The sequence below is a fragment of the Pelagerythrobacter aerophilus genome (genome assembly GCF_003581645.1).
Taxonomy (GTDB): Bacteria; Pseudomonadota; Alphaproteobacteria; order Sphingomonadales; family Sphingomonadaceae; genus Pelagerythrobacter; species Pelagerythrobacter aerophilus.
Map to the genome: position 1 here is coordinate 203,988 of NZ_QXFK01000015.1, position 19,837 is coordinate 223,824.

At 59.9% G+C, this 19,837-nt stretch carries 16 protein-coding genes; 12 read left to right on the top strand and 4 right to left on the bottom strand.

What is annotated here, in order from left to right; genetic code table 11:
* Positions 1-119 precede the first annotated feature (119 nt).
* Together D2V04_RS08225 and D2V04_RS08230 are read right to left on the bottom strand one after the other, a co-directional pair.
* Positions 120-1,580, bottom strand: coding sequence for an argonaute/piwi family protein (locus D2V04_RS08225; protein ID WP_119512926.1), 1,461 nt, complete (start codon positions 1,578-1,580; stop codon positions 120-122).
* Positions 1,577-2,899, bottom strand: a complete 1,323-nt coding sequence (locus D2V04_RS08230; protein WP_119512928.1) for a DUF4365 domain-containing protein — start codon at positions 2,897-2,899, stop codon at positions 1,577-1,579. The genes D2V04_RS08225 and D2V04_RS08230 overlap by 4 nt, the downstream gene beginning before the upstream one ends.
* Positions 2,900-3,177: 278 nt before the next feature.
* Between D2V04_RS08230 and D2V04_RS08235 the strand changes: the two genes are divergently transcribed.
* The 10 genes from D2V04_RS08235 to D2V04_RS08280 all read left to right on the top strand — a co-directional run bounded on the left by D2V04_RS08235 (position 3,178) and on the right by D2V04_RS08280 (position 13,711).
* Positions 3,178-5,934: a class I SAM-dependent DNA methyltransferase gene (locus tag D2V04_RS08235; protein ID WP_119512930.1), complete on the top strand. Its 2,757-nt coding sequence runs from the start codon at positions 3,178-3,180 to the stop codon at positions 5,932-5,934.
* 37 nt (positions 5,935-5,971) lie between these two features.
* Positions 5,972-7,030 (top strand): hypothetical protein, encoded by a 1,059-nt coding sequence (locus tag D2V04_RS08240; protein WP_147391801.1) that lies wholly within the window; start codon positions 5,972-5,974, stop codon positions 7,028-7,030.
* 59 nt (positions 7,031-7,089) lie between these two features.
* Positions 7,090-7,398: a type II toxin-antitoxin system RelB/DinJ family antitoxin gene (locus D2V04_RS08245; protein ID WP_228766324.1), complete on the top strand. Its 309-nt coding sequence runs from the start codon at positions 7,090-7,092 to the stop codon at positions 7,396-7,398.
* Positions 7,395-7,721, top strand: a complete 327-nt coding sequence (locus D2V04_RS08250) for a type II toxin-antitoxin system YafQ family toxin (protein WP_119512934.1) — start codon at positions 7,395-7,397, stop codon at positions 7,719-7,721. Before D2V04_RS08245 ends, D2V04_RS08250 begins: the two co-directional genes overlap by 4 nt.
* Positions 7,718-9,781 (top strand): DEAD/DEAH box helicase, encoded by a 2,064-nt coding sequence (locus tag D2V04_RS08255; protein WP_119512936.1) that lies wholly within the window; start codon positions 7,718-7,720, stop codon positions 9,779-9,781. Before D2V04_RS08250 ends, D2V04_RS08255 begins: the two co-directional genes overlap by 4 nt.
* The gene (locus D2V04_RS08260) at positions 9,774-10,973 is read left to right on the top strand and encodes a GIY-YIG nuclease family protein (RefSeq protein ID WP_119512938.1); all 1,200 of its coding nucleotides are present in this window, start codon (positions 9,774-9,776) and stop codon (positions 10,971-10,973) included. Before D2V04_RS08255 ends, D2V04_RS08260 begins: the two co-directional genes overlap by 8 nt.
* 118 nt (positions 10,974-11,091) lie before the next feature.
* A complete protein-coding gene (locus D2V04_RS08265) occupies positions 11,092-12,012 on the top strand; it encodes a nucleotidyltransferase and HEPN domain-containing protein (protein ID WP_119512940.1) in 921 nt (306 codons plus the stop codon).
* A gap of 188 nt (positions 12,013-12,200) precedes the next feature.
* Positions 12,201-12,719, top strand: a complete 519-nt coding sequence (locus D2V04_RS08270) for a hypothetical protein (protein WP_228766325.1) — start codon at positions 12,201-12,203, stop codon at positions 12,717-12,719.
* Entirely contained in the window at positions 12,716-13,225 is a 510-nt protein-coding gene (locus D2V04_RS08275; protein ID WP_119512942.1) for a sigma-70 family RNA polymerase sigma factor, read from the top strand. Before D2V04_RS08270 ends, D2V04_RS08275 begins: the two co-directional genes overlap by 4 nt.
* 270 nt (positions 13,226-13,495) lie before the next feature.
* Positions 13,496-13,711 carry a hypothetical protein gene (locus D2V04_RS08280; protein WP_119512944.1) on the top strand — a complete coding sequence of 72 codons (216 nt, stop codon included), beginning with the start codon at positions 13,496-13,498 and terminating at the stop codon, positions 13,709-13,711.
* A 173-nt stretch (positions 13,712-13,884) separates the two neighbouring features.
* Here D2V04_RS08280 and D2V04_RS08285 read toward each other — a convergent pair whose 3' ends face one another.
* Positions 13,885-15,789 carry a DUF262 domain-containing protein gene (locus D2V04_RS08285; RefSeq protein WP_119512946.1) on the bottom strand — a complete coding sequence of 635 codons (1,905 nt, stop codon included), beginning with the start codon at positions 15,787-15,789 and terminating at the stop codon, positions 13,885-13,887.
* Positions 15,790-16,261: 472 nt separating this feature from the next.
* On the opposite strand from D2V04_RS08285, the gene D2V04_RS08290 reads away from it, so the two are divergent.
* Together D2V04_RS08290 and D2V04_RS17765 are read left to right on the top strand one after the other, a co-directional pair.
* Positions 16,262-17,176 (top strand): ArdC family protein, encoded by a 915-nt coding sequence (locus D2V04_RS08290; protein WP_119512948.1) that lies wholly within the window; start codon positions 16,262-16,264, stop codon positions 17,174-17,176.
* Positions 17,177-17,430: 254 nt separating this feature from the next.
* Complete coding sequence (locus tag D2V04_RS17765) at positions 17,431-18,399, top strand: hypothetical protein (protein ID WP_147391802.1); 969 nt, start codon at positions 17,431-17,433, stop codon at positions 18,397-18,399.
* A 309-nt stretch (positions 18,400-18,708) separates the two neighbouring features.
* On the opposite strand, the gene D2V04_RS08300 is transcribed toward D2V04_RS17765, so the two are convergent.
* Complete coding sequence (locus tag D2V04_RS08300; RefSeq protein ID WP_119511379.1) at positions 18,709-19,743, bottom strand: IS110 family RNA-guided transposase; 1,035 nt, start codon at positions 19,741-19,743, stop codon at positions 18,709-18,711.
* Positions 19,744-19,837: the final 94 nt, after the last annotated feature.

A 19,837-nucleotide genomic window follows, 5' to 3' on the forward strand; every position in this document is an offset into this window, starting at 1 on the left:
CTCAGCGGGAGCGTCGAGAACCCCTTAATCGCCAGACAGTCACCCTCCCTTATCCGCGAGATGCGGCGCTGCGACAATGGTAGCGCGAAACCGAGGCGATGGCCGACGACATCACCAAACTAGATGTAGCGGGGATAGTCCGTGCTGACGGCCTGACCCTCTTTCACATATTTCAGAACCTCGCCGACCATGCGCGCGGCACGGATGGGGATCGGGAGCCGCTGGTTCATCTGGGTCGAGTTCCAGTTGATCTTGGTGAGGGAGAGCACTTCCTCGGCGATTTGCGAGATCGTGCTGTCGCTGCCGGGATGGGGACAGAGGAGCAACGGCCTCGGATCGTAGATGCCAGGATAAGTGCCGTAATAGGGCATGCTGCCATTGGTGTAGAGCAAGCCCTTTCCGCCGAGATCGACAAACGTGCCGCGCAGCACGGGATAGTTACCGTCGCGCAGCACCTTCACCGAATAGGATTCCTGCACCCACACGAGATCGCGCAGCTCGGTGCCGGCCTCGCTGAGCGCTTCGTAGATTCCCTCTGCTTCATCTTGACGGAACCGGGAAGTCTTAAGCACGATGACACGTGCCGGCAGCGTCTTGTGATGGGTGCGATAGGCGGCGAGCACCCGGCCGACGAGTTCCTTGGCGTCGTCGCGGGCCATATAAGGATGGCGCCCACGGCTCTCGGTATGGGCGCGATTGCCCTTCAGCACGAAGCCACGCCCGCGTTCATCGAACATCTGGGCCGAGCTCGTGAAAAGCTGCTGGCCGCCGACCTCACGGTAGAAGCTGATCCCGATATAGCAGGAGGTATATTCGCCTTCCTTGGGCAAGCGGCGCCAAGGAATACGGCCGCTGCCCTTGTAATAGAGCGTGGTCAGCAAATTCCAGCTGCGTCCTGCCATGTCTTGGATCTTGCGCGCGCTCGTTTCCTTGATCTTGCGCGGGATAATGGCCCTGTCGTCGAGCACATCCTCCCAGACGATTTGGATCGGAAAATTGAGGCCCATGGCTCTGGCCTTGAGCAGCCCGCGAAAATTTGGAGCGTCGGATCCCGCGCTGTCTTCTTCCTCGGTAGTGCCATCTGAGTCGACCTTGGCGCTCCAGACTCGTTCGATCAGCCGCACCGGCAGCGCGACCAAGGCGACATGTGGCCGGCTGCCTCCATCATCGAGCATCTGAAGCTGCTCGACGATGGCGTCGACTGCCATCTCGACGGCCTTTTCGTGGCTCGGCTCTTTGGCGATCTTGTCGATCTGTGCCTGCGACAGAATGGCGGTGGCACCGTCATCAACCTCGAAACGGCAGCGATAGGGATTCTGATTGCTCAGCCCGGGAAACGCTGGATGGAGGTTGGGATGCTTCTCCGATCTGCCTTCGATGCCGGTTGACGCGGTGTCGATGAAGCCCTTCGCATCTTCGACGGTTTTGGCGCTGCCGACCACAGCCACCTTGATCACGTCGCCGACGAAGGTCTGGAGCGGTCCCGCGTCCATGAGACCGAGCCGAGGATCGGGATGATGGTGCCTGTCGCCGAATTCGAGCTCTGGTTCGTCGAAAATCTTTGTAGGGAACGGTGTCATGCGAACAGCCCCTCCTGCTCGTCGGCGTCCTCTACCCTGCGCTTCGGGCTTCCCCAGACATCTTCGGGTACGCGCGTGCTGAGCTCGATGCTGGGCGGCGCGCCGAAAATCAGGCCAGGTTCAATGACGGGTGCGGCAGCAAAAAGATCGCCTTTCTCGGATTGCCTGGCGGAAAGGAAGCGGTGCCACATGATGACCTGCCCGCGTAGCGCGCTGCTGTTGTCGAGGCGCTTCTTTCCGGCCAGGAGGGCGGCGGGATGCGGATGGGGCCGGAACCCATTAGTGGTGAAATAATAGCTCGGATTCACGACCAGATACCATTGGCCAGCGAGGAGCTCGAAGCGCGGCGAGAAGGCGTGATGGCGCACGAAATCGACCCGGTCCGGATCGGTCTTGCTGCGCACCACATTGACGACATCTGCGTCGGTCTTCTTCTTCGCTGACTCATAGTAGAAGGTGCGCGAAACGCCTTCCTCCAAGGCGCAGAAGTAGAGCAGCTTCCGCGTTTTCGACCACCACAGATCGTCCCGAAACTGGTGGCGCAGCGTGTCGCGCAGCAGATGCGAAAAAATATGCCGCTCGTCCTCGTCGTCGTGAAACGCGAAATATTCGGTCTCAATAGCCTCGACCTGATCTTCGTCGACGAGTTCGCGGCAGGCCGAGGTGCGGGGGTCATGAAAGGACCAGAAGCGTCCGCCGCGCATGACCCAATCGAAGCGCGGCGTCTCGTCGCCGTCCAGCAGGGTCGCGACCGCCTTGTTTGGGGTGAATGGTGTGGTGGCGACGAACAGCTCGGTGGGCAGTGTGAGAGGGAGGATGTTGACCAGGGCCTCCTCGCCGCCCCCTAGCGGCGGCACATAATAACCGAAGCCGGCCTTTGGCACTGTGAGGTCGGCGAGGCGGTCCACCGCCGCGCTGTCGAGGCAATCGGTCTGCTTGTCGAATTGCAGCCGGCGCTCACCATCACCGAGGTCGGAGGGGATCGCCTTCCAGAAGAAGCTCTCGTCATCCTGCCGATAGAGCACCAGGATCACAGGTAGGTTCGAGCCCCGCCAATAAGCGAGATCGGCGCTGCGGACCAAATAACAGAAGCCATTGTCGGTCTCCGAGGAATAGCGTCCCCTGGCGGTGCTCTTGACTTGGACCGCGATCATGCGGGCGGTGGGCTGCCCTTGCACCATGACTTCGGCGATGCCGTCGATGCCGGCTTCGAGACGTGAGCGGGCATCGAACTGGAAACCGATGCCAAGGAACTTCAGCCGGACGGCCGCTTCGCCGATTTCGCCTATCAGCTGATTGGACGTGATTGTTTTCGCCATGTCGCAATCTTGGAAGAGTCGAATAGGACGCAGAGCTACCACAGGAGCAGGCGGAACAGATAGGGAAAACTCCGGCCTCAGCTTCACTCGGTTGTGGAAACAGCGCCAAGCAATCCACGAGCTTCGCGCCAAGAGAGGATCGCGAACGTCGGTTACTCTTCACTGCGGCGTCACTGAGCCAGCAAACGATCAAGCGGCGCCAAAGCCGCCACCGTTTCCCTCCCGCACATCCCTCTCTCATCTTGTGAATCTGCAAGCACTCGGCGTAGTGTCACGCCATGAATGCAGTGGAAATCGAAGAGGCAATATCGGAGCTGGCTGCCCAGCCATTTGACCAGGCAGAATTTCCTTTCGCGTTTCTCGAGGCATTCGGACGGAAGGCGAACACGCTGAAGCAATTGCGGGCAGGGACAACAAATGCCTCGGACCTTCCAGGCGGCGTCCTCCAGCGCAACAATATCCATATCGCCACCTGCGACCCGGGAACGGTCGACGAGACGCTGAAGGCCTTGCGGGGGAGCCCCAAGACGAGCGCGGCGAAGGCGAAGTTCATCCTCGCCACGGACGGCGTCGATCTGCAGGCGGAGGATCTGGTCAACGGCGAATCCGTCGCCTGCGCCTACACCGATTTCCCGAACCACTTCGGCGCCTTCCTGCCGCTCGCGGGCATCACCACTGTCAAGCAAATCCGCGAGAACAGCTTCGACATCCGCGCCACCAGCAAGCTCAACAAGCTCTACGTCGAGTTGTTGAAGAAAAACCCCGATTGGGCCACGGCGGAGCGTCGGCCCGACATGAACCATTTCATGGCACGGCTGATCTTCTGCTTCTTCGCAGAGGATACCGACATCTTTAATGGAGAGGGGCTATTCACCTCCACCGTCGAGCGGTTCAGCGACCGTGACAGCTCCAACACGCACGAGATCATCTCAAACATCTTCCGAGCGATGGACACGCCCACGCGACACGAGGGCAAGCTGGACGATCGCTATCGCAAGGCGGCAAATATCCCGCCTCACGCCGATGCCTTTCCCTATGTGAACGGTGCGCTGTTTTCCGGTAGTGTGGAGGTTCCGCGCTTCAGCCGGATGGCGCGCAGCTACCTTTTGCACATTGGCGGTTTGAACTGGAAACAGATCAACCCTGATATCTTCGGCAGCATGATCCAGGCGGTCGCCGATGACGAGGAGCGCGGGGCGCTCGGCATGCACTATACCAGCGTGCCGAACATTCTGAAGGTGCTCAATCCGTTGTTTCTCGACGACCTGCGCCAGCAACTGGAGGAAGCGGGCGACAATACCCGCAAGCTGCTCAACCTGCGCACCCGGATGTCCAAGATTAGGGTGTTCGATCCGGCCTGCGGATCGGGCAATTTCCTCGTCATCGCCTATAAACAGATGCGCGCAATCGAGGCCGAGATAAACAAGCGGCGCGGCGAAAGCGAACGCGACAGCGACATCCCGCTCACCAACTTTCGTGGCATCGAATTGCGCGATTTCCCGGCAGAGATCGCACGCCTTGCGCTGATCATCGCCGAGTTCCAGTGCGATGTACTCTACCGCGGCCAGAAAGAGGCACTCGCTGATTTCCTGCCGCTCGATAGCCAGAACTGGGTTAAGTGCGGCAACGCGCTTCGCATGGACTGGCTCAGCGTATGCGAACCGCGCGGCAGAGGCGGAGGGAAAATTTTCGTCGACGATCTCTATGGCGCCCCATTGGACAGGGGCACGATTCGTTTCGAAAATGAGGGCGCTGAAACATATGTGTGCGGGAACCCCCCCTATTTGGGAGGCAAAGGGCAGACTTTAGAACAAAAGAACGAACTCGCCCAAGCGTTTGGGACGAAGAAAAAAATCGGAGAGCTTGATTATGTCTCAGGATGGTTGATTAAGGGCGCAAAGTACGCAGAAGAAACCGCTGCAAGCGTCGCATTTGTGGTTACGAATTCGGTCAACCAAGGTGCGCAAGTCCACCAGCTTTGGCCACACATATATAGTTTGAACGTAGAAATCTTCTTCGCCCATCGAGACTTCAAATGGAGCAACAATGCCACCCGCAATGCTGCAGTGATTTGCTCGATTATCGGACTTAGGAAAAGGCAAGGTGGCGGGAAGACATTGTATTCGGATGGTCTTGCACGGCAGGTGGACCTTATTGGTCCGTATTTAATTCCGGGAAGCGAGGACATCGTAACCCAGACGCTTTCGCCCATTTCTGAAATGGCGCCAATTATCACAGGAAATAGCCCCTATGACGGCGGAAATTTGGTCCTCTCAAACGAAGAAAAGAATGCGCTAATTGCCAGCGAACCCGAAGCTGCCCAATTTGTGAAACGGCTTTGCGGGTCGCGTGACTTTTTAAACGGAGAGCAGCGTTTTTGCATTTGGATAGACGAAGGAAAGTTGCAGTTAGCAAAGCAGATTCCAAAGATCAGCGAGCGGATCGATAACGTTAAATTATCAAGGCAGGGCGGCGGCGATGTAGCTAGGAGTTTGGCTGCACGACCCCATCAATTCAGGTATACCCACCGAGCTGATCGCTATGCAGTCATTGCACCGCGCGTTTCGTCAGAGAGACGCGAGTATATCCCATTCGGCCTCCTTGACCAGAACAGTATTATCAGCGACTCCGCTCAAGCGATCTACGATCCAGAGCTTTGGAACCTGTCCATAATCCTGAGCTTGATGCATATGGCATGGGTCCGTGTCGTAGCAGGAAGACTAAAAACTGACCTCCGATATTCATCAGCGTTGTGCTACAACGCTTTCCCAATTCCCAAGCTCACCGAACAGCACAAAGCCGACCTGACCCGCTGCGCCGAGGACATCCTCCTCGCCCGCGAGGCGCATTTCCCCAGGACCATCGCCGAACTCTACGATCCGGAGAAGATGCCCGAAAACCTCCGCCATGCACACGATCGCAATGACGAGGTCCTGGAGCGCATCTACATCGGCCGCCGGTTTAAGAACGACACCGAGCGCCTCGAAAAACTGTTCGAACTCTACACCAAAATGACCAGCGCAACGGCGGCGTGATGACGACGCAGGCACATTCCAAGGGAGCGATCCCGGAATGAAGGTCTGCGACAAGTGCGGCCAGCCGGTAGAATTCCGTTTCATCGACGGGCGACCCACGCCCCTTCATTTCGAAGGTGGATGCTCGGGCGGTCGAGGAACTGCCGGCAGTGAGCGGGTGCGAAGGAGTGACGAGAGTAGCTGCATCCGCACGAAGTGCCCGAAGTGCTCCGATGCCGTCTTCTTCATCCGCCACAACGGAGGCAGCGTCTGGATCGATCCACCGCTCGGCCCACCATGGTACCGGCACGGTTGCATGGATGTTGACGGTCGATCAGATTCGGAAGGTCCGCACCAACGAACTTCGATCGTCGATGTCGGATTGCTTGATGAGCTGGGCGAACGCGAGGGCATCATTACCGGCGTCGTCAAGATTTCCGAGATAAGCGAAGATCGACGACGCACTCTTCTCACGATCGAAGTGGGTGAAGCGGAGGACCTGGTCGTTCTGGTTAAGGGTGGCGCAGATTCTTTCGTCGGCAAGATCGTCATCGTGGACGGCCCACAGCGTTTAATCTTTTGCGCAGACGAGAGGCGCTTTGCGTTCTCGATCCCCAATGCGCTTTCAGTTCCACGAGCATTCATTGATGCCGGAATCGACCTGCCCGAATTGCTCGGCTCATCAAAGGCAAAGAAACTTCGATCTACCATCAAGCCAGCGCTGCCAGGCGAGCTGAGCGGGAAGCAGCGCCAACTACTGGCAAAGTACAAAGCGCCGGGTGGCGGCGGGAAATGGAAACTAGCAAATCTCTTGCAGCTGATCGCAATCCTGAAGGGGCGCGAGAAAGACGAAGCTGCTCATTTGGCTGCAGTGATGATCCTCGAAAAGGCAGAGAAGCATGGAGATTGTTCTCATGCAGCCGAACTAGCCAAGCTACTATCTCCAGCCAGAAGAGAAAACCTTCGGGCATGGTTTGCCCGCTTTTCGCCTATCTCGGTCGATATCAGCAGAAAGCAGCACAAGGCGCGCTTTTTCAATCCAGCAAAAGGGGAACGGAAGCCTTTTGACCTCGCTGCGGCTCGTCGCACTCCGTTTTTCAGGCTCGCTTCCCACTGAGATATCTTGACTCCCAAACCTCAGAAAGCATATATCTCATTTGAGATACAGGAGGTGTCATGAACGCTCATAGCTCGATGATTCACGTCCGGATGGACAATGATCTGAAGGAGCGCGCGACCGAGGCGCTGGCGGCAATGGGCTTGTCGACCGCCGATGCCGTGCGCCTGCTGTTCCATCGCATCGCCGCCGATCAGGCCTTCCCGCTGGAGCTCAAGGTTCCCAATGCGGAAACCCGCGCGGCAATGGAAGAGGTCGAGCAGATGAAGGCCAAAGGTCGCGCTCGTTTCGGCAACGCCGATGATATGTTTGCTTCGCTGGACGAAGAGAGCGGCAAGCTGCGCGCGAACGAAAAACCGGGCAATTGAAAAAGCCCGCCGCGAGCAAGCGCGCGGCTCTTCCGCGCCAGATCGAATACACGAAGGCGTTCCTGAAAGATTGGGAGCGGCTTTCGCGTTCCGGCAGATATGACATGAACCGGTTGAAGGAGGCTATGCTCCTTCTCGTCGCCAATGACGCGCCCCTCGGCCCCGAATGGCTGGATCATCCCCTCAAGGGCGAATGGCAGGGGTACCGTGAATGTCACATCGGTGGCGACTTCCTGCTGATCTACGATGTCGACGAGAAGATCGGAAGGGCCGGAACGATCTACTTCACGCGGGCTGGAACACACAGCGAGCTTTTCAAATGAGCGCCAACGACAAAATCATTCCCGCGGTTTCCTTCAATACCGCCCGGACAGGTGCATCGGCCAAGTCCGACGAGCTGGGCATGCGCCCGATGCAGGCGCAGGCCTATGAGAAGCGCGGCGAGCAATATCTACTGATCAAGTCCCCGCCCGCCTCGGGCAAGTCACGCGCGCTGATGTTCATCGCCCTCGACAAGCTGGCGAACCAGAACGTCCAGCAGGCCATCATCTGCGTGCCCGAGCGCTCAATCGGCGCGAGCTTCGGCAGCGAGCCATTGAGCAGGTTCGGATTCTTCACTGACTGGACCGTCGCTCCCCAATGGAACCTGTGCAACACGCCGGGCGCGGATGATCCGAAGGTCGCCAAGTCGAAGGTCAAGGCGGTCGGTGAATTCCTTGCGAGCAACGAGAAGGTGCTGGTCTGCACCCACGCGACGTTCCGCTTCGCCTTCGACGAGCTTGGACCGGAAGCCTTCGATGATCGCCTCGTCGCGATCGACGAGTTCCACCATGTCTCCGCCGATGCCGGCAACCGACTTGGCGCTCAGCTTGCGCAGCTGATCGGCCGCGGCAAGGCGCACGTGGTCGCGATGACCGGAAGCTATTTCCGAGGCGATGCCATTCCGGTGCTCGCCCCCGAGGACGAGGCCAAGTTCGAGACGGTCACCTACACCTACTACCAACAGCTCAACGGCTACGAGTATTTGAAGACGCTCGATATCGGCTACAGCTTTTACACTGGTCCCTACACCGAGAAAATCTCGGCACTGCTTGATCCGACGGTGAAGACCATCGTCCACATTCCCTCGGTCAACTCGCGCGAGAGTCTGAAGGACAAGCATCGCGAGGCCGAAGACATCATGAACCACCTCGGCGATTGGCAGGGCATCGATCCGGAGACAGGCTTCCACCTTATCAGAACTGCTGCGGGGAATGTGATCAAGGTCGCTGACCTCGTCGACGACGATGCCGCCAAGCGCGACCGGGTCGCCGCAGCCCTGAAATCGCCCAATGCGCGCGAGGACCGCGACTTCGTCGACATCATCATCGCGCTTGGAATGGCCAAGGAAGGCTTTGACTGGATCTGGTGCGAACACGCATTGACCGTTGGCTATCGCTCCAGCCTTACCGAAATCATCCAGATCATCGGTCGCGCCACACGCGATGCACCCGGCAAGACCCGCGCGCGCTTCACCAATCTGATCGCCGAACCTGCGGCGGACGACCCGCTCGTGGTCGACGCGATCAACGACTATTTGAAGGCGATCGCCGCCAGCCTGCTGATGGAGCAGGTGCTTGCACCGCGGTTCGATTTCACGCCCAAGGATGCCGGACCAAAGCCGGGGTTCGATTATGGTCCCGGCGGGTACAAGGAAGGTGAAACGAATTTCGGGGTCAACGACCACGGCCAGATGCATTTCGAGATCAAGGGCCTCAAACTGCCGAAAAGCGTCGAGGCAACGCGCATCTGCCGCGAAGACCTCAATGAGGTCATCGCCACCTTCGTCCAAGACAAGTCGGTGGTGGAGCGCGGCGTGTTCGATCCCGACGTCGTTCCTGAAGAGCTTACTCAGCTCAAGATGGGCAAGATCATCCGGGAGAAATATCCGGAACTGAGCGATCATGATCAGGAAGCGATCCGCCAGCAGGCCATCGCCGCGATGACGCTGACACAGCAGGCGAAGGTCGCGCTGACCACCGATGCGAATGGAGAACTCAAGCCGACCACCGCCTTTATCGACGGCGTGCGGAAATTCGCACTTAGCGTTACGGACCTCGACATCGACCTCATCGACCGAGTCAATCCTTTCAGCGCGACCTATGCCGTGCTCGCCAAGGCGATGGACGCAAAGACGCTGTTGCAAGTGCAAGCGGTCATCAACGCGAAGAAGGAGAAGCTGACCTACGACGAAGCCCGCGCGCTTGCCGAACGAGCGCTCGACTTTAAGCGCGAGCGCGGTCGCCTTCCGTCTTTGACGTCGCAGGACGCGTGGGAGCGCAAGATGGCCGAAGGTGTCGCCTTCCTCCAGCGCCATGCGACCAAAGAGGCGGGCAATGGCTGAGCTGAGCGATCTCGAACTGCTGGCCGAGCTTGGCGTCGATACCGCGCCTGAGCCGGTGCGTACGCTCACACCCCTCCAGGAGCGGATCATTGCCGGCTTCGAGGACATCCAGCGTTTCGTGAAGGAAAACGGCCGCCTGCCGCAACACGGCGAGGATCGCGACATCTTCGAACGGCTCTATGCGGTGCGCCTTGAAAGGCTGCGCGCGCTTCCGGAAGCGCGCGAACTCCTGGCCAACCTAGACTCTGAGGGGATTCTGGACGCGGCCGAACCAGTGGGGAGAGTTTCGAGCGAACTCGACGATAGCGCGCTTCTGGCCGAGCTCGGCATCGAGCAAGACGCCGATGACGACATCACCAAGCTGCGTCACGTAAGCTCGCGTGCGGAAAAGCGCGCGGCCGAAGAGATCGCCAACCGTGAAAAATGCGAAGATTTCGAGGAATTCAGGCCATTGTTCGAGGGCATTGAGGCCGACCTCAAGGGGGGGCTCCGCCAAACCAAACCGCTCGGAAACTCAGAGGTCACACTGGCGGAGATTCAGCCTGGAAACTTTTTTATCGTCGGCGGGCAGCTGGCTTACGTCGCTGCGTCGACAGACGCATTCACAACACAGTACGAGCGCGCCGATCGGCGGGTTCGGATCATCTACGACAATGCGACCGAGGCAACCGTGCTCTCCCGCTCGTTCCAGAAATCGCTCTACCGGGATGAGTCTGCCCGGCGCGTGAGCGAGCAAAGCGCGGGTCCGCTCTTTGGGGACACGGCTGAGCCAGACGATCTGGAGAGCGGCACGATCTATGTCCTGCGCAGCAAGTCTTCGCATCCTTACATCGACGAGCACCGCGAGCTGATTCATAAGATCGGAGTGACTGGTCAGCCCGTTGCCAGTCGCATCGCAAATGCACGAAACGATCCGACCTTCCTCCTCGCGGATGTCGAAATCGTCGACCAATACCGGCTCTACAACATCAATCGGACCAAGCTGGAAAGGCTGATCCACCGGGCGCTCGGTCCTGCTCGTCTCGACCTCTCCGCCGGAGACAGGTTCGGCAAGACTGTTCAACCACGCGAGTGGTTTTTTGCGCCACTCTCGATAATCAGCGAACTGATCTCCCGGATCAGCGATGGGACTATCACGCAGTACGTCTATGATCCTGTAAGGGCGGAGTTCGTCGCCCAGGATGATGCCTGACGGGCGAAACGTCCGAACTGGGTGAAAGTAGGGTCGTGGCCGGGCCCGTGGTCCCGGCCCATTCGGGTGCCCTGATAGCGCTTGCCAATGGTCAGGCATTGCTTGAAGGTTCCTAGCAATGCGCACCGACCTCGATCATTTGCCTAGCGCCAAGCAGCGCGAGCTTGAGCGTGTCGTCGAAATCATCTTCGATGAGTTCGGTCAGGCGACGGAGAATGCGACCGGGCGCCGAAAGGGTGCGCGTATCCTGAAGATCATCCTGTTCGGCAGCCATGCGCGCGGCGATTGGGTCGATGCGCCGCTTTCGGCAAACCAGTATAAGTCCGACTACGACATCCTCATCATCGTCAGCCAGAAGGAGCTAACCGACCGCGCCACCTATTGGGCGAAGGCAGAAGAACGACTGATCCGAGCTTATACGATCGAGAAGGCGCTCCGCACTCCGGTCAATTTTATCGTCCATTCGCTGCACGAGGTGAACGACGGCCTCGCGCATGGCCGCGTCTTCTTCATGGAAGTCGCCAAGGATGGGATCGCGCTCTATGAGGCCGATGAGCGCGAATTGGCGACGCCAAAGCCCAAGACACCGGAGCAGGCGCTGGTGGCAGCGCGGGAATACTTCGAGGACGGCATGGCAGGAGCGATGTCCCGTCAAAAGCTGGCAAGATACGCCCTGGCGGAAGGTTTGCTGAAAGATGCTGCGTTTGATTTCCATCAGACGACAGAGCGGCTTTACTCCTGCCTTCTGCTAACTCTAAAATATTACGCGCCCTACAACCATAACATCGCCTTCCTTCGATCGCTTGCCGAAGGCTTGGATCGGCGGCTGTATGGCATCTGGCCCGAGACCAATCGTCGCGAGCGCGCGATGTTCCAGAAGCTGAAGGAGGCCTACACCAAGGCCCGATACTCCAAGCACTACAAGATCGGCGAAGAAGAGCTGGAATGGCTGGGCGAGCGCGTCGAGGAATTGGGGCGCGTCGTCCATCAGGTCTGTTCGGAGCGCATCGCCGAATTGGAAGCCGCCGCGCAGAAATAGCCGCCGCGCGTCCGGCAACTTGCCGGGACTCCGCGATTCTGGCATATTCGCTGCCACGGGATGGAACGACTGGCGGCCATCTCTAGGATAACCTTGCCAGGCATCATGTAGGTCCGGCCACCACGGTCGGGCAGTTGTTGTAAGCCGAAATCCGGCACAGCGGACACCGCTTGCACATCCGCGCACGAATGCGTGGACCGCCAGTGTGCGAGTTCGACATGACACCCCCATTCGACGTGTATGCGCGCGAAGTCGTGATGGCGCGCGTCGGCCATCTCATTCGCCGCAAGCAGCACGAGATCGAACGGATCACGCGCATTCTGCGGAGTTGTTTCGATCCAACGCAGGTCCAGTCGCCCCAGCCCGGCCGGATCAAGCAAATCGTCCTGATCGGCCCCTACGCGCGGCGATCATGGTACGAGGACCGGCGCACGATCGGCTTCTCCGATTACGAACTCTGGGTCATCGTCAATCACCCGCTCTTCAAAGAGGAGAGCTGCTGGGATCGCGCCCGTTGGATCATACACCGCGAACTCGGCGACCGCTGCGCAGTCGATCTTGAAATCTATTCCAAGGCCGACATTCGCATCGCCAGGGCCGAGCGCGACACCTTCATTCTCGATCGGATCGAAGCGGGCATCACCCTCTATCGCGCCTCGCGCGACGCGCCTTTGAATGCACGCGAGCGCCGGGGAGCCCGGCCATGACAGCTCCCCATCCAACCGCCGCGTTCGAGGTATTCTATCGGGCAGAGCACGGGCGCCTCCTCCGCTATTTCAGAAAGCAGGTTGGCCGCGACGAAGCCCCCGATCTGGTGCAGGAAACCTTCACGCGGCTGCTGCGCAGCGGGGTTTTCGACCGGGTTGAGAATCCGACGGCCTATCTGATGCGGTCGGCTCGCAACCTGCTGATCGAGCGCGCGCGCCGGAAGATGCGGGAGCAGTGTATCGCCCTCCCCTACGACGACGAACGCGACGCCCCGGTGCATGCCGAACAGGCATGGCGGATCGAAGAGGCAGATGTGCGGCGGATCTATCGGCGGACGCTCAGGGCCATGCCGCGCAGGACTCGCCGCATCTTCCTCATGCACCGCCTGAAAGGCATGACTTATCGGGAAATCGCCGAGCAGATCGGCATCAGCGACAAAGGTGTTCAACATCACATGATGCGCGCATTGGCCCGGTGCCGCAGGGCAGCTTCCTCGCAATGGTGACGGTGCTTTTGCACAGAGGATAGGCCGGCCGCTGGTTGGGCGGTCGCTCCCTTCATTTCTGAGCAGCCGCAAGCGTCACGGCCTCGTTCGTGGATTCACTGGCTTGGCCAGATCGGGCGTCAATTGCGGGCGCTTCCGCGACTATCGTCTTGTGCAGCTTCCCCTGCCGGGCAGCCTGGCGGCTGGCATGACCCCGCGACCTATTCGCCGCGCCTTGTTCTCCACACCGGCCGCAACGCTTGCGGCTCAGCCTCGAGAAGGAGAACTGACATGACCACCGAAACCAACAGCCCCGCTTTCATGCTCTACCGCGTCACCGGCAACGGCAGCGATGCGAACTGGACCAAGATCGGCGCGGCCTGGCCGAACAAGGACGGCAAGGGCTTCAACCTCCTCTGCGACGCCGTTCCGCTGCAAGGCCGCATCGTGATGCGGGCTTATACGCCGAAGCGGGAAGCCAAGGTCGAGGACGCCGGGGGCCAATAGCCCCCGGCGCCAGCCGTTGTATCGCGATTGTCCAAGTTCGCGGCTTTCGTGAATTTTTGCCTACGGAATATCATGCTCTCTTGGCGCTGCGGGGATTAGCCGCCATATTCGCCGCACACGGTGCGGCGAATATTCTTGCCCCTGGTGCTGCCCGATTCCTGAAACGAGACCTGTCAGGCGGCCGCGACCAACGCGGCTTCCGCCCCATCCTCGCTTTCCTCCGCATCCTCGCCCTCTTCCGGCACGTTGCCGCTATAGGCGGCCTTGCCCATCGCCCGTTCGATCAGACCAAGCAGCCGCTTTTGCCGATCTTCCATGAAGGCTTCGAACTCGTCGGCACGCAGGAGAGCGGGGTCGATCAGGTGAGATTGCAGATAGCTGTCCAGCTTTTCGCTGGCGATTGGCGGCGTGGAGCTGTTTCCGCTTTCCAGCTTCGCCAGATACTCGCTTGGCGCGACACCGCCGATGATCCGGTTGGTGCGATACGATAGCGGAGTCTTGTTGATGATGGAATCATACACGGCCGGCTTGATGCCTCGCGTCTTGCACCAGTCCTGTGGGAAGATGTGGTGAATGTCCACGTTCTCCCCGAAGAATACGGTGTGGTCGAACTCCTGGCCTGACCGGAAATCCTGCGCACCCTCCTTCATCAGCAGGGCGTTCATACCCTTATAGGCCGCTGAAAGCCGCATTCGCATGGTCTTCAGGCGATCGGAGCGGAAAATTGTTTCGCTAACCGTCGCGGGCTCCGGACCGCCGCTCAGCCAACGCGGCACTTCGATGAAATCCTTGGCGATGCGCGTTTCGACCGCGGAGCCGTACAGCTCGCCGAACACACCGTTCCAGTACCATTGAACCAGCCTTGCCCGATTGGCTTCATGCTCCCACGCATCGCCGATGTCGGCGAGGATCGCCGCCAATGGCACGATCTGCGACTGATAGGGCAGATCGAATATCCGGTAGATATGGAGCATGTGCAGGAACTTCGCGGCCTGGACGAAGCCGCGCTCCACCTGCGCTTCATACTTCTTGTAGGCATCGAGCGGCAGATCGAGCAGAGCTTGCCGGTTGCCCGACACTGCGGGCAATTCCTTGCCTTCTTTGCCCGCCTGTTCGGCGGCACGCCGCCGATCACGGGTGAAGAAGAGGGAAATGGCCTGCAGGAAATCTGTATTGCCGACACCGGCCAGAATGCCGGCATCGGAATCCGCTGGGCGCAGGGTATCGACAAAACGCTGGCGGCGGCCTTTGATGCCTTCATCGCCATACCAGTCCTTGCGCAGTTCGTGACCGGACGCCGCATACATCGCCGTGACCAGCTCGAAGGCGTCGAGCGGCTTGCCGCCCGTATTCACCTTCTCAAACACGACGCAGACGGCTTCCTTCGATGTCGAGCGGTCGAGCGCAATCACTGGGACACGGTATTTGGAGAAGTTCTTGAGCACCTCCTCCTTGAAGGTGCGGAATTGCTCGCGCACCTCCTTATGCTCGTCGCCCGACCAGTGATCGTTGAAGCCGTCCTGCCACGTATCCCAGTTGAACACCTGGGTGACCGGAAACATCAGCGCCGCATATTCTTTGGTCGGCGTTGACAGATCGAGCGTGACTTCCCGCCCGAAAGCCGTGCGCTCCATGCGGTCCTCGGGTACGCCGACCACCGCTTCTTCGCGGTCCACCGTCGGGTCAATCGCTTTGGCGATGTCGATGTAGAACCAGCGCTTCACCCGCTTCTTCTTCGGGGTGACGGTCTCCACGACTTTGCCGCGCAGTGTGACCTGATAGAGCGACGTCATGCGTTGCTGACCGTCGAGCAGCAGAGATTGTGGCGCCGTTTGACGGGCCTCGGCCGGTGCGCCCTCGACGGGGCGCGGCTTGAAATTGACCGGGCCGCCAGTGTCCAGTGACATGAGCGCGCCGACAGGGAAAGCGCGCGAGACCGAGGCAATCAGGCTCTTGATTCGATCCTCGTCCCAGACCCAGCTCCGCTGAAAATCCGGCAACTGAATTTCGCCCTTGTGGCATTTCTTAAGCAGTTCGTCCAAGTCGATGGGATTGGTCTGGAACGTCGATCCGGCCATCTGATTTGTTTCCCCCTGTGTTGCTTTGCCCGTTTGCCTCCTCGCCGGGGCAGGAATCGGGTCTCTCAGAACCAGCTTAGTATCGCCTATACTTTACCTACGCCCAATTTGTTACTTTGGCGTCTCCTTCGGATCGGGCTCTATCGCTGCCGCGACGGAACCCGCCGCGCGGTCCCCGCGCAAACCGGAGGGGTGGTTTCCGCCCATGCGGGTTGCCATCCCTGACGCGGAATAGGGCGGCTTCGTCCGCCCTGCGTTGAGCGCCGCCAGCGTCGCGCATTCTCCAGTTCGAGGAAAAAAGAGGCTCTGCCTCTCTCTCCCTGCAAGGTGCCGCTTTGGGGCCGAGGCTCGCTGCGCTGCGCCCGCACCACCCCCGGCACCGGACCTTGCCCCCTCTCTCTCCGCCCCTCGCCGGGTCGGCAGGGGTCATGCGCGGCATGACCCGCTTGCCGCGGATCGGAAGGAGGCGAACATGACTAAACGAACCGCCAAGCAAGACCCCCACCACCGCATCACCGGCCGCATTCTGGCCGAGCTGGAGCAAGGCACCCGCCCTTGGCTGAAACCATGGAGCGGCGGCGACATGGCCGCATCGGGGCAGCCCCGGCCTCTGCGCGCCACCGGCGAGCCCTATCGCGGGATCAACGTTCTGCTCTTGTGGATCGAGGCGCAAGCGTCGGGCTTTGTGTCGCCCTCTTGGATGACCTACCGGCAGGCGCAGGCGCTCGGCGCAAACGTGCGCAAGGGCGAAACGGGCGCGACAGTTGTTTACTACGGCGACAGCCGCAAGACCGTGAGCGACGAGGAAACCGGAGAAGACAGGGAACAGGCGTTCCGCTTCCTGAAGACCTACACCGTGTTCAACGTGGCACAGATCGACGGATTGCCCGAGCATTTTCACATCGTGCCGAAACCCGCGCCGGAGGAAGAGCGCATCGAGGCGGCGGACGCATTCTTTGCCGCCATCCCCGCGACCGTGAACCACGGCGGCGACCGTGCCTTCTATGCGCCCGGCCCCGACCGCATCCAGCTACCGCCCTTCGCGGTGTTCCACGATGCCCACGGGTATTACACCACGAGGGGCCATGAAACCGTGCATTGGACTCGCCATGAGAGCCGCCTTGATCGCAGCTTCGGCCGCGAGAAATGGGGCGATGAAGGCTACGCGCGCGAGGAACTGGTTGCCGAGCTTGGCGCGGCTTTCCTCGCTGCCGACCTCGGCTTGGCAATTGACCCGCGCTCCGATCATGCCAGCTACATCGCGAGCTGGATCAAAGTGCTGCAAAACGACGCTCGCGCCATTGTCCAAGCCGCTGCTCACGCCGAGCGCGCCGTTGCCTTCCTGCACCAACTGGCAAATCTCGAGGAAGGGAAAGAGGCGGCTTAGCCGCCGACGGTCGAGGCCGCCCCTGACGGGGCGGCCGCTTCGTTTGACCCGTCCGGCCCGCCCTAATGCGCGGGCCGCTCCCTTCGGTCGCGGCCTGCGTGCTTTGCGCCCTTGTTGTGAAAACCCGCCGTTTGGTCGCCACTTAGGCCGCGCGCGAGTTGGCGACGATGAGCGGCTTCCGGAATGTCCGCCTGCGACTGCGCAAGACTGGCAGCGGACTCGCGACGCATCTGATCACGAGGTATGCCGGCAGAATGAATGACAAGCCCGACGCCGAAAACCCCAATGACTGCATCATACCGCCGGAGCTTCCCAAAACCGAGCTGCGGAACCTTGTGTCTGAGCAATCCGAGCATGAAGTCCGGGAAATCGTCGATTACATTGAATGGCAGTGCAACAAGAAGCGCGAGCACGAGTTGGAGGAAACCGGGACCACTGAACTTGCAGAGGAGATCGTTCAGCACGCCGAGAAGATCAAAACCGAACGGGTAATGGGGACAGACTACAGCGTTTGGGACGTGCACACGAATCTCAATCGCTGGTGGGTCATCACAAACCCTACTAACCTCTATTCCCAGATCCTCATGCCCAGCCTCGACTACACGCTGTCGTTCCATATTGGACTGATGGCGCGGGTTCAGGCGCGTCGGGAGATTGCCGGTGGAGACGAAGTTTTCGACTTCCTCTCGATCACGCAGCGCAAAATTTATCAGGCCCAACTCGCGTTCGACGAAGCTGACGAGATCGAGGATTTCCAAGGCATCGGCCTGCAGTGCCGCGAGGCGATGACCTCATTCACGCGAGAAGTCGTCGCAGCTGGATTGTTCGACGACCTAGGAGAACCGCCCAAGAAGGGCGATTTCATTGCATGGTCGGATCACGTGATCGGAGCCAGGGCGGCTGGCGGTGCGGCAGAATATGTGCGCGGCTATCTCAAGGCCATCTGCCAAAAAGGCTGGCAACTCGCCAACTGGCTTACCCATGCTAAAAACGCTACGCGATCCGACGCCGCTCTGTGTCTTTCCGCGACGGAACACCTAGTCCACGAGCTGATCACGCTAGCGCTTAAATCGAAAGCGCGGAGCCCCGAGAAGTGTGGGCGTTGCAGCTCGTTCAAGATCAACGTGACATGGCGCCCCGACGAAGAAGAATATGTTGCTTCCTGTGAAATGTGCGGGGCGGAGGGCAGATGGCCGCCTTCGTCAGTGGCCTCGGAAGCCTAGCGACCGTGAATGCCGCGTTGCCGTAATATCTGGCGAATGGCTTCTGTGGATGGCTCCCGCGTTGCAAGGGCAAATGCGATGTGCTGGCGCTTGGGTCGGGTGCAGACTTCTGTCCGGCCTGTTGATGCAGCCATGAAGTAGACTGCTGGCCCTGATGGTGTCCGCGAACTGGGTCCCGAACTGGTTTACAGGCTGTATCGCCTCGGCCATTCGCTGGGTTGTCCCGGTTCCCGGTCTGACCGGTTCGCCATCATCTCGCTTTGCTCTCACAACTCCTGAAGTGGCTTTCGCCGCTATTCCGTTTTGCCTCTACGCCGCCAACGCAGGCACGTGGCGCTCACGATAGACTTCCCCGCGGGTCATGATGGCCCAGACGATTCTCGCTGTTTTGTTTGCCAAAGCCACGGTGACCACCCGTGCGGGCTTGCGCGCCAGCAAGGCGAGAACGTTGGGATCGACCGCCTCCGGTTTTCTTTTCGCGTTCCGCACCACTGCCGTCATGCCGACCACCAGGAGCTTACGAAGATACCTGTCGCCCATCTTCGAGATGCGGCCGAGCCGCTCTTTGCCGCCGCTGGACTTCTGAAGCGGGGTTAGCCCCAGCCAGGCCGCGAACTGCCGGCCAGAGCGGAACTGAGATGGATCACTGACCGACGCTGCGAGTGCCGTCGCTCCGATCGGGCCAATGCCCGGGATCGTCATGAGGCGGGTGGCAACGTCGCTCTTGCGCTGCCACCCGATCAGATCACGTTCGATCTCCCGTACCTGGGCGTGGACATCGAGGGCTTGCTGCGACAGCCGCTCAACGATGCGAAGAGCATCGGACGGCACGTCAGGCGCTTCCCCGTCGACGATCGCACGTGCCTTCTCCAAAGCTCGATTGATGCCTTGGGGGATGTCGATGCCGAACTCGGCCAAAAGCCCTCGCATCATGTTGATTAGCTGCGTGCGCTGCTTGACGAACAGATCCCGCGTGCGGTGCATCGACAGCGCCGCCTGCTGCTCCGCTGACTTCACCGGCACAAAGCGCATCGTGGGGCGCGTCACTGCCTCGCAGATTGCTTCCGCATCCGCAGCATCGGTCTTGCCGCGCTTCACGTAGGGCTTGACGTAAGCCGGCGGCATCAGCCGAACCTCATGGCCCAGCTTGATCAGCTCCCGAGCCCAGTAATGCGACGTGCCGCAGGCCTCCATGCCAACCACGCAAGGCGGAAGCTTCTCGAAGAAGGGAAGCATCTGCGAGCGCCGCAATGCCTTGCGAACAACGGCCGTGCCCTGTGCATCTACGCCGTGAACCTGGAAAACGTTCTTGGCCAAATCGAGACCGATCGTGCTAATATCCATCTGGGTGGCTCCCATTTTGCTCGTGAATACCTGACGGTCTTCACACCTTGGCACCTAGATGCCGTGAGCGGGAGCCATCCACCTCATCTGGTTT